The following is a 9,165-nucleotide window of genomic DNA, read 5'->3' on the forward strand; positions in this document are numbered from 1 at the left end:
TTCGGCAGCGAAGAGTTCGATACCGATCCAGCGACTTCATCGCCGCGCCGGAGATCAGCCAGGTGTTCGGCGAGCTGATCGGACTGTGGTGCGCCGACCTCTGGCAGCGCATGGGCGCGCCGGACCCGGTGCTGCTGGTCGAGCTGGGCCCCGGGCGCGGCACGCTGATGCAGGACGCGCTGCGCGCCATCGGCCGCGCCGCGCCCGGCTTCCGCGCCGCGCTGCGGCTGCATCTGGTCGAGACCAGCCCGACCCTGCGCGCGGCCCAGGCGGCGCGGCTGGCGGATGCGGCCCCGATCTGGCTGGACCGGCTGGCGGACCTGACGGACGGGCCGGCGCTGGTGATCGCCAACGAGTTCTTCGACGCCCTGCCGATCCGGCAGTGGCGGCGCGGCGCCAAGGGCTGGCACGAGCGGCTGGTCGGCTGGGACGACGCCGCCGGCCGGCTGCGCTGGGAGCTGTCGTCCCGCGCCGATCCGGGTCTGGCGCTGATTCCCGATGCGGTGCGGGGCATGCCGGAGGGATCGATCGCCGAGGCCTGCCCGGCCGGGCTGTCGCATGCCGCCCTCCTCGGCCAGCGGCTGGCGCGGCAGGGCGGCGCGGCGCTGATCGTCGATTACGGCCCGGCCGAGAGCGGGCCGGGCGACAGCTTCCAGGCCGTGCGGCGCCACGCCTTCGCCGACCCGCTGGACGCGCCGGGCGAGGCCGATCTGACCGCCCATGTCGACTTCCAGGCCCTGGCCAAGGCCGCCGTCCAGGCCGGCGCCGAGGCGCATGGCCCGGTGGCCCAGGGCGCCTTCCTCGAGGCGCTGGGCCTGCACCCCCGCGCGGCACAGTTGAAGAAGGCCGCCCCGGCCCGCGCCGCCGAGATCGATGCCGCGATCGAGCGGCTGGCGGGGCCGGAGCAGATGGGCACGCTGTTCAAGGCCCTGGCGCTGACCGCGCCCGGCCTCGGCGCGCCGGCGGGGTTCCCGTGACCACAATGGCGATGCTATTCCGGTGTCGTCCGCATCGGCCGGAGCCTGCCCCGTGATCACCATCGACGCCCTTGCCTTGCCCGGCCTCAGCTACGGCTTCTTCCCGCGCACCGGCGGCGTCAGCGAGGGCATCTTCGCCTCGCGCAACTGCGGCTTCGGCTCCGGCGACCGGCGCGACGCGGTGGCCGAGAACCGCGACCGCTGCCGGCGCGAGCTGGGGCCCGCGGAGGCGCTGCTGACCGTCCACCAGGTGCACAGCCCGGATGTCGCGACAGTGACGGCGCCCTGGACGCCGGAGACGGCGCCGCGGGCCGACGCCATGGTCACCGACCGGCCTGGCCTGGCGCTGGGCATCCTGACCGCCGATTGCGCCCCGATCCTGTTCGCCGATGCCGAGGCCGGGGTGGTCGGCGCCGCCCATGCCGGCTGGAAGGGCGCGCTGGGCGGCGTCACCGACGCCACCGTCGCCGCGATGCGGGCGCTGGGCGCGGTGCCGGAGCGGATCGCGGCCGTGATCGGCCCCTGCATCGGGCCGGACAGCTACGAGGTCGGCCCCGAGTTCCGCGACCGCTTCCTGGCCGAGGACCCGGACAGCGCCGGCTTCTTCCGCATCCCCGGCGCCGGCGCGCGGCCGCATTTCGACCTGCCCGGCTATGTCGCCGCGCGTCTGCGCCGCGCCGGCCTGCGGCAGGTCACGGTCACCGGGCTGGACACGCTGGCGGACGAAAACCGGTTCTTCAGCTATCGCCGCACCACCCTGCGCAAGGAGCCGGATTACGGCCGGCAGATCTCGGCGATCCTGCTGACGGGTTGAGACAGATGCCGCACCTGATCACCCTGTTCCTGTTCATCATCGTGGCGCTGCTGGGCGGCTGCGTCTTCATGATGATGTGACAATTTCGGGACAGGGTTGCGTTTAGTCCGTTTACACCCCGGTGTGCGCGGGATATACGCAGCCGCATCCGGCCCCGGCCACCGCCCGAGACCACCGAGCCGCCCCCATGAAAATCATCGCCTGCAACAGCAATCGCCCGCTCTGCGAGGCGATCGCCGCCTATTTGCAAATTCCGTTGACCAAGGCCCAGATCCGGCGCTTCGCCGATATGGAGGTCTTCGTCGAGATCCTGGAGAACGTCCGCGGCGAGGACGTCTTCGTGATCCAGCCGACCAGCTTCCCGGCCAATGACAACCTGATGGAGATGCTGGTCACCATCGACGCGCTGCGCCGCGGCTCGGCCCGCCGGATCACCGCCGTGATGCCCTATTACGGCTATGCCCGGCAGGACCGGAAGACCGGCCCGCGCACACCGATCTCGGCCAAGCTGGTGGCCAACCTGATCACCCGCGCAGGCGCCGACCGGGTGCTGACGCTCGACCTCCATGCCGGCCAGATCCAGGGCTTCTTCGACATCCCGCTGGACAATCTGGTGGCCGCGCCGGTATTCGTGAAGGACATCCGCAGCCGCTTCTCCAGCGACAACCTCGTGATCGTCTCGCCCGATGTCGGCGGCGTGGTCCGCGCCCGCTCGGTGGCGCAGCGCCTGGATGCCGACCTCGCCATCATCGACAAGCGGCGCGAGAAGGCCGGCGTGTCCGAGGTGATGAACGTGATCGGCGACATCGATGGCCGCCGCTGCATCCTGATCGACGACATCGCCGACAGCGCCGGCACGCTGTGCAACGCGGCGGTGGCGCTGATGGAGCGCGGCGCGTCCGAGGTCTTCGCCTATATCAGCCACGGCGTGCTGTCCGGCGGCGCGGTGGCCCGCGTCGGCGCCTCCCCGCTCAAGGAGATGGTGACCACCGACAGCATCCTCGCCACCGAGGCAGTGCGGCTGAGCCACAACATCCGCCAGCTGACCATCGCCCCGCTGATGGCCGAGGCGATCCTGCGTATCGCCGAGGAGAAGTCGGTCTCCAGCCTGTTCCAGTAAGGCTCGCCGGGAAGCGCGCCGCTATACTTCCCCTCGCGAGGCGACAGGCACGGGGACCGCATGAGCGTGGCGGCGGAGCTTCCTCCCTTCTTCGATCCGGACCGGGCGGCCGACTGGTCGTACCGGCCCGATCCCGATGCCCTGCGCGCCGCGGCCGAAAGCTGGCGCGGCGAGGTCGCGGCGGCCGGCGAAGGCCGCACCGACCTGCTGCTGATCGACGTGCAGCGCGATTTCTGCCTGCCCGAGGGCGCGCTGTATGTCGGCAGCCGGTCCGGGCGCGGCGCGGTCGAGGACACGGCGCGGCTCGCCGCCTTCATCCACCGCAACCTGGGCGTCCTCGACCGGATCATCCCGACCTTCGACACCCACACGCCGCTGCAGATCTTCCATCGCTCGTTCTGGATCGACGCCGATGGCCGTCCGCTCGCTCCGTTCACGGTGATCACCGAGGAGATGCTGGCCGATGGCAGCGTCAGGCCGAGCCCCGGCGTGCTGGAGCTGGTGCCCGCGGATGTCGCGGCGGCGGGCGCGGCCTGGGTCGAGCGGCAGCTGCTGCACTATGCCCGCAGCCTGGCGCGGCAGGGCCGCAACGCCCTGATCATCTGGCCCGACCACTGCCTGATCGGGTCGGAGGGGCACGCCATGCCGGGGCTGATCCAGGAGGCCCGGCTGTTCCATGCGCTGCTGCGCCGCGTGCCGACGCCCGTCATCATCAAGGGCGACGATCCCTGGAGCGAGAGCTATTCCGCCTTCGGGCCGGAGGTGCCGGACCGCTGGGACGGCGGCCGGCTGGTGAAGCCGCAGGACGATGCGGCGCTGCTGGAGCTGCTGCGGGCCGACCGGATCGTGGTCGCCGGCCAAGCCTCCAGCCATTGCGTGCGGTGGTCGGTCGACGACCTGCTGGAGCGGATGCGGGCGCTCGACCCGGCCCTCCCGCGCCGGGTCTATGTGCTGCGCGACTGCATGTCGGCGGTGGTGGCGCTGGATGCCGAGGGCCGGCCGGTCCCGGCCCTCGACTTCACGTCGCAGGCCGAGGAGGCATTCGCCCGCTGGGCGGAGCTCGGCGTCCACATCGTCGAGTCCGCCCGGCCGATCGTCGACTGGCCGCGATAGGCCCTATGCCGCGGCCGGCGCCAGCCCGCCGGTCACCGCCCGAAGCCCCAGCTTGTCCAGCAGCCGCGCGTCGCGGTCGACCCCGGGATTGGCCGTGGTCAGCAGCACGTCGCCGAGGAAGATCGAGTTGGCCCCGGCCAGGAAGCACAGGGCCTGCAGCTCATCGCTCATATATTGCCGGCCGGCGGAGAGGCGGACGACGCTGCGCGGCAGCAGGATCCGCGCCACCGCGACCAGCCGGACGAAGCCGATCGGGTCGGGCTTCTCCGCCGTCTGCATCACCGGGGTCCCCGCCACCTCGTTCCACAGGTTCAGCGGCACGCTTTCCGGATGCGGGTCCATCCCGGCCAGGAGCAGCAGCATGCCCAGCCGGTCATCGACCGTCTCGCCCATGCCGACGATGCCGCCGCAGCACACCTTGATCCCCGCGGCGCGCACATGCTCCAGCGTCTCCAGCCGGTCCTGCAGGGTCCGGGTGGTGATGATCCGGCCGTAGAATTCGGGCGAGGTGTCGACGTTGTGGCTGTAGTAGTCGAGCCCCGCCGCCTTCAGCCGGTCCGCCTGCGGCCGGGTCAGCATGCCGAGGGTGACGCAGGTCGACATCCCCAGCGCCTTGACCCCCGCCACCATCTCGCAGACCGCGTCGAGGTCGCGATCCTTCGGGCTGCGCCACGCCGCGCCCATGCAGAAGCGGCCGGCCCCGGCCGCCTTGGCCTGCGCCGCCCGCTCCAGCACCGCGCCGGGGTCCATCAGCCGCGTGGCCTTGACCCCGGTGTCCCAGCGGGCGCTCTGCGAGCAGTAGCCGCAATCCTCCGGGCAGCCGCCGGTCTTGATGCTGAGCAGGCTGGCGGTCTCGACCGCCGCGGGATCGAAGCTCTCGCGATGGACCAGTTGCGCCCGGTGCAGCAGCTCCGGAAACGGCAGGCGGTACAGCGCCTCGGCCTCGTCCCGCGTCCAGTCGAACCGGATCGCGGGCCTGGAACCGGCATCAGCCGCCGTCACGCAGCCCTCCGCAGACGGCGCAAGGCGACGGTCACCGCAGCGGCGAGCAGCACCTTCAGCGCGTCGCCGAGCAGGAAGGGCGCGACGCCGACGGGGATCACGGCCGACCAGCCGGTGAACTGCGCCAGCCACAGGCAGCCGAGGGCATAGATCACGACCAGGCCCGCCAGCATCGGCACGACCGTCGCGACCATCCCGCCCGGGCGGCGCCGGATCCATTCGCCGGCCAGGAAGGCGGCGATGAGGAAGCCGAGGAGATAGCCGCCGGTCGGGCCGACCAGCGGCGCGATGCCGCCGCTGCCGCCGGCCAGGACCGGCACGCCGATCGCCGCCTCGGCCAGGAACGTCGCGACCATCACCGCTGCCAGCCGCCCGCCGGCAAGCCCGGCCAGGAGGAAGGTGGCGCAGACCTGCATGGTCATCGGCACCGGCCAGAACGGGATCTGGATCTGGCCGCTGAGCGCCATCAGCAGACTGCCGCCGATGATCGCGGCGGGAATGCGCCAGCCGGCCAGGACGGGCGCGTAAACTGGCGTGTCGATGGGAGAGTGCATTGTTCTACCCCTCTATTTCATAGATAATCTTCTAGATTAATCTATGATTGTTGCGACTCAGTCGAGTTTAGGGGCGTATTCCGTTCGGCGCATCGATTCATCCAGTAGATAATCTATGATCCAGAATGCCAAAGACTGACGCGACCCAGCAGACTGTCGCCCACCGGATCGCCGATGCCCTGGCCGAGCGGATCGTGACCGGCGAGTTGGCGCCGGATGCGCCGCTGCGCCAGGACCACATCGCCCATGAGTTCGGGTCCAGCCATGTGCCCGTGCGCGAGGCGTTCCAGCGCCTGCAGGCGCAGGGCCTGGCGGTCAGCGCGCCACGGCGCGGCATGCGTGTCGCGCCGCTGGACGAGCGGTCGATGCGCGAGGTGGTGGAGATCCGGGCGGCGCTGGAGGTGCTGGCGCTGCGCCACGCCGCCCGCCGGCTGACGCCGCTGCAGATCGAACGGATCGAGGAGGCGGTGACCGCCGGCGACCGGGCGCAGTCCTTCACCGAATGGGAGGCGGCGAACCGCAGCTTCCATCGCGAGCTGGTGGCGGCCTGCCGCATGCCGCGGCTGCTGGCGATGCTGGCGGAGCTGCAGCTGGCCAACTCCCGCTTCGCCTTTGCCGCGACCCGCTCCGCCGGCTGGCAGCCGCGGTCGAACCAGGATCACCGGCAGATCCTGGACGCGCTGCGGCGCGGTGCCGTCGACCAGGCCGCGGCGCTGCTGGGCCGGCATATCCAGACGCTGGAGCGCGCCAGCGGCCAGGCCCCGGAGCCCGATCCGGCCCGGACCCGATAGCGGCGCGTCACCCGGTGGGCGGCAGGACCTGCTCGCGCTGGAGGTGGCGGTATTTCGGCTTGCGCGGCGGCGGGTGAAACCAGCGTTTGTGCAGCCACAGCCATTGCTCGGGCCGGGCCCTCACCCAGGCCTCGATTCGCTCGTTGAGGACACGGGTCGCGGCTTCGATGTCGGCGGCGCGATCGCCGGTGCGCGGCAGCGCCAGCGGCGGTTCGAGCACCACGTCGAAGCGCGCACCGCCGCGGCGCTCGAACCGGACCGGCAGGACGTCGCAGCGGAGGTGATAGGCGAGCGCGACGGCGGCCGGCGAGGTCAGCGCGGCGCGGCCGAAGAACGGCAGGTCGAGGCCGCCGGTGTAACGCTGGTCGACGAACATGCCCAGCACCCCGCCGTCACGCAGGATCGACAGGGCCTGCTTGGCGCCGCTGCCCTCCATGCGCTTTTCCAGCAGCCGGGTGCCGAGCGATTCCCGGATCCGCCGCAGCAGCGCGTCGACCGGCCGGTTCTTCAGCGGCCGGTAGAAGGCGGTAAGCGGCAGCCCCAGCATCACCGCGGCGATCGGCGAGATCTCCCAATTGCCGAAATGGGTCACGGCGAGGACCACGCCCCGCCCCCCGGCCCGGGCCGCCTCGACATTCTCCCGCCCTTCGATCCGGATGCGGTTCGGTGTCCGTGTCTCCTGGCGCAACAGAGCGGTCAGATGCGGGAATTCGGTGATCACCCGGCCGAGATTGTCCCACATGTCGCGGATGATGCGCCGCCGCTCCTCCGCCGACAGTTCCGGCATCACCAGCTTCAGGTTGGCGTCCGCCCGGCGCGACGCTCCGACGCGCGGGCCGAGCGTCCGCCCGATCCAGCCGCCCAGGGCGGATGCGACCCCGATCGGCAGCAGGCGGCAGGCAGCGAACATCGCATAGACCGGGGCCGCGACCAGCAGGTCGGTGGCGCGCCGGCGCAGCACCGAAGACATGAGTGGCTTCGCTTTCTCGCGCGCGGTCCCGCGCAGGGTCGACAACACCATGGTCCTGAAGGATCGAGCAAATTCACCGGTTCACATCGGATGTGCCAGGATTTGGCCGCATCGCACAGTATCCTCATGGTGGGGTTGTCAACCACGAGCTGCTTGTGCCAGGACATCCTCCACGGTCCCGTCAGGCGACAGCCCCATCACATGATGGCTGTGCCAGAGGGCATAGAACAACAGGCTCCAGGCCTGCTGCGGATAGGCCGCCGCCTCGTCGCAGAGCCGCCGGACCAGATCGGGCCGGACGAACTCGGCAAGCCCCGGCTGCTGCGGCAGAAGCAGCCGCAGGCGGTCCCGCCGCTCCACCATCCAGCGGCCGACGGGGGTGTTGAAGCCCCGCTTCCGGGCCGTTGCGACCCTGTCGGGCAGCATCGCCGCCAGCTGCCGGCGCAGCAGCAGCTTGCCATGCTGCAGGCCGACCTTGGTCCGATCCGGCAGGGAGAAGGCGAACTCCGCCACCACCGGATCGATGAAGGGCGTGCGCCCTTCGACCCCGTGGCGCATCAGGCAGCGATCCAGCTTGGCCAGCAACGCGTTGGGCAGCGCCTCGTCGCAGTCGATCGCCTGGAGGGTCTGCAGCAGGCTGCGGCCCGCTTCCGCCGAGCGGCCTTCGACCGCACCGAGGGCCGTACGCCAGCCGTCGAGGCCGCAGATCCCGTCGAAGCCATGGAAGATGCCGTCAGCCCGGGCCGGCCGCGACAGCCACCGCCAGGGCAGCCGCGTGCGCCGGTAGCGGACATAGCCGCCGAACAGCTCATCCGCCCCCTCGCCGCAGAGCATGACCTTGAGGCCGGCCGCCGCGGCCGCCTGGGCCATGCAGTAGGTCGGCAGGGCCGCGGGATCGCCGGTCGGATCGTCGAGCGCCGCCGCCACCCGGGGCGCGACCGCCCAGAAGGCGGCCGGGCCCATCTCCACCCGCTCGCAATCAGCCCCGCACAACCTGGCGATCCGCACCGCCTCGCGGCTCTCGTCGACGGAGTCCGAGCCGTCATAGCCGATGGTGATCGCCGGGACGGGACCGTCCGACACGCGGCGGGCATAGGCGAGGAGCAGCGAGGAGTCGACGCCGCCCGACAGGAACAGGCCGCAGGGAACATCCGAACGGAGATGCGCCGCGACGCTGTCCTCGAGCACACGGTCCAGCGCCTTGATCATGGTGTCCGGATCGGTCGGCCGGCTCGCCATCACCACGGGCAGCGCCGGGCGCCGGAGCCGCTCGGTCACACGCCCATCCTCGACCACCAGGGTCTCGCCCGGCAGCACGCGCCGGACCTGTGGGAAGATCGTGTCCTCGCCGGTGGTGAACTTCAGCTGCATCAGCTCGGCGCGCCGCAGCGCCGCTACGCCCGCCCGCGCCAGCTCCGCCTTGAACAGGGCCTGGGGCTCGGAGGCGAAGGCGAAGGCCTGGTCGGTCTCGACATAGTAGAGCGGCTTGATGCCGAAGGGATCGCGGGACAGGACGAGCCGCCGCCGCGGCCGGTCGTAGATAGCGATGGCGTACATCCCGCGCAGGGCCTGCGCGAAGCTCACGCCCTGCTGCGCATAGAGATGCACCACGGGCTCGCAGTCCGAGCCAGTGGTGCAGCGCCCGGTCCCGAGGGCGGCCCGCAAGGCCGGGGCGTTGTAGATCTCGCCATTGGCGATCAGGACGGTGCTGTCCGGCCCATGCAAGGGCTGCTGCCCATGGGCGACGTCGACGATCGCAAGACGCGTCGACACCAGGCCCACGGAATCCGCGACGAACCGTCCCGACGAGTCCGGGCCGCGATG

At 71.4% G+C, this 9,165-nt stretch carries 9 protein-coding genes; 5 read left to right on the forward strand and 4 right to left on the reverse strand.

Going from position 1 to position 9,165, the window contains the following annotated elements; all coding sequences use genetic code 11:
* From ABDW35_RS25185 to ABDW35_RS25200, 4 genes are all read left to right on the forward strand, one after another.
* Positions 1-977 (forward strand): SAM-dependent methyltransferase (locus ABDW35_RS25185; protein ID WP_343716609.1); only part of this gene is annotated, 977 nt, incomplete at its 5' end.
* Between the two features lie 52 nt (positions 978-1,029).
* A complete protein-coding gene (gene pgeF, locus ABDW35_RS25190; RefSeq protein WP_343716610.1) occupies positions 1,030-1,791 on the forward strand; it encodes a peptidoglycan editing factor PgeF in 762 nt (253 codons plus the stop codon).
* A gap of 187 nt (positions 1,792-1,978) precedes the next feature.
* Entirely contained in the window at positions 1,979-2,911 is a 933-nt protein-coding gene (locus ABDW35_RS25195) for a ribose-phosphate pyrophosphokinase (RefSeq protein WP_343716611.1), read from the forward strand.
* Positions 2,912-2,971: 60 nt separating this feature from the next.
* Positions 2,972-4,024: an isochorismatase gene (locus tag ABDW35_RS25200; RefSeq protein ID WP_343716612.1), complete on the forward strand. Its 1,053-nt coding sequence runs from the start codon at positions 2,972-2,974 to the stop codon at positions 4,022-4,024.
* Between the two features lie 3 nt (positions 4,025-4,027).
* Here the strand turns inward: ABDW35_RS25200 and bioB are convergent, their stop codons facing one another.
* Together bioB and ABDW35_RS25210 are read right to left on the reverse strand one after the other, a co-directional pair.
* Complete coding sequence (bioB, locus tag ABDW35_RS25205) at positions 4,028-5,026, reverse strand: biotin synthase BioB (protein ID WP_343716613.1); 999 nt, start codon at positions 5,024-5,026, stop codon at positions 4,028-4,030.
* On the reverse strand, positions 5,023-5,580 hold the full coding sequence (locus tag ABDW35_RS25210; protein WP_343716614.1) for a biotin transporter BioY: 558 nt from the start codon (positions 5,578-5,580) through the stop codon (positions 5,023-5,025). Before ABDW35_RS25210 ends, bioB begins: the two co-directional genes overlap by 4 nt.
* Positions 5,581-5,705: 125 nt before the next feature.
* Between ABDW35_RS25210 and ABDW35_RS25215 the strand changes: the two genes are divergently transcribed.
* Positions 5,706-6,371, forward strand: a complete 666-nt coding sequence (locus ABDW35_RS25215) for a GntR family transcriptional regulator (protein ID WP_343716615.1) — start codon at positions 5,706-5,708, stop codon at positions 6,369-6,371.
* Between the two features lie 7 nt (positions 6,372-6,378).
* Here ABDW35_RS25215 and ABDW35_RS25220 read toward each other — a convergent pair whose 3' ends face one another.
* Positions 6,379-7,341, reverse strand: a complete 963-nt coding sequence (locus tag ABDW35_RS25220; RefSeq protein WP_343716616.1) for a lysophospholipid acyltransferase family protein — start codon at positions 7,339-7,341, stop codon at positions 6,379-6,381.
* A 138-nt stretch (positions 7,342-7,479) separates the two neighbouring features.
* On the reverse strand, positions 7,480-9,165 hold a 1,686-nt coding region (gene asnB / locus ABDW35_RS25225; RefSeq protein ID WP_343716617.1), incomplete at its 5' end, for an asparagine synthase (glutamine-hydrolyzing).

Source organism: Inquilinus sp., from assembly GCF_039594555.1.
In the GTDB taxonomy this organism is placed as follows: domain Bacteria; phylum Pseudomonadota; class Alphaproteobacteria; order DSM-16000; family Inquilinaceae; genus Inquilinus.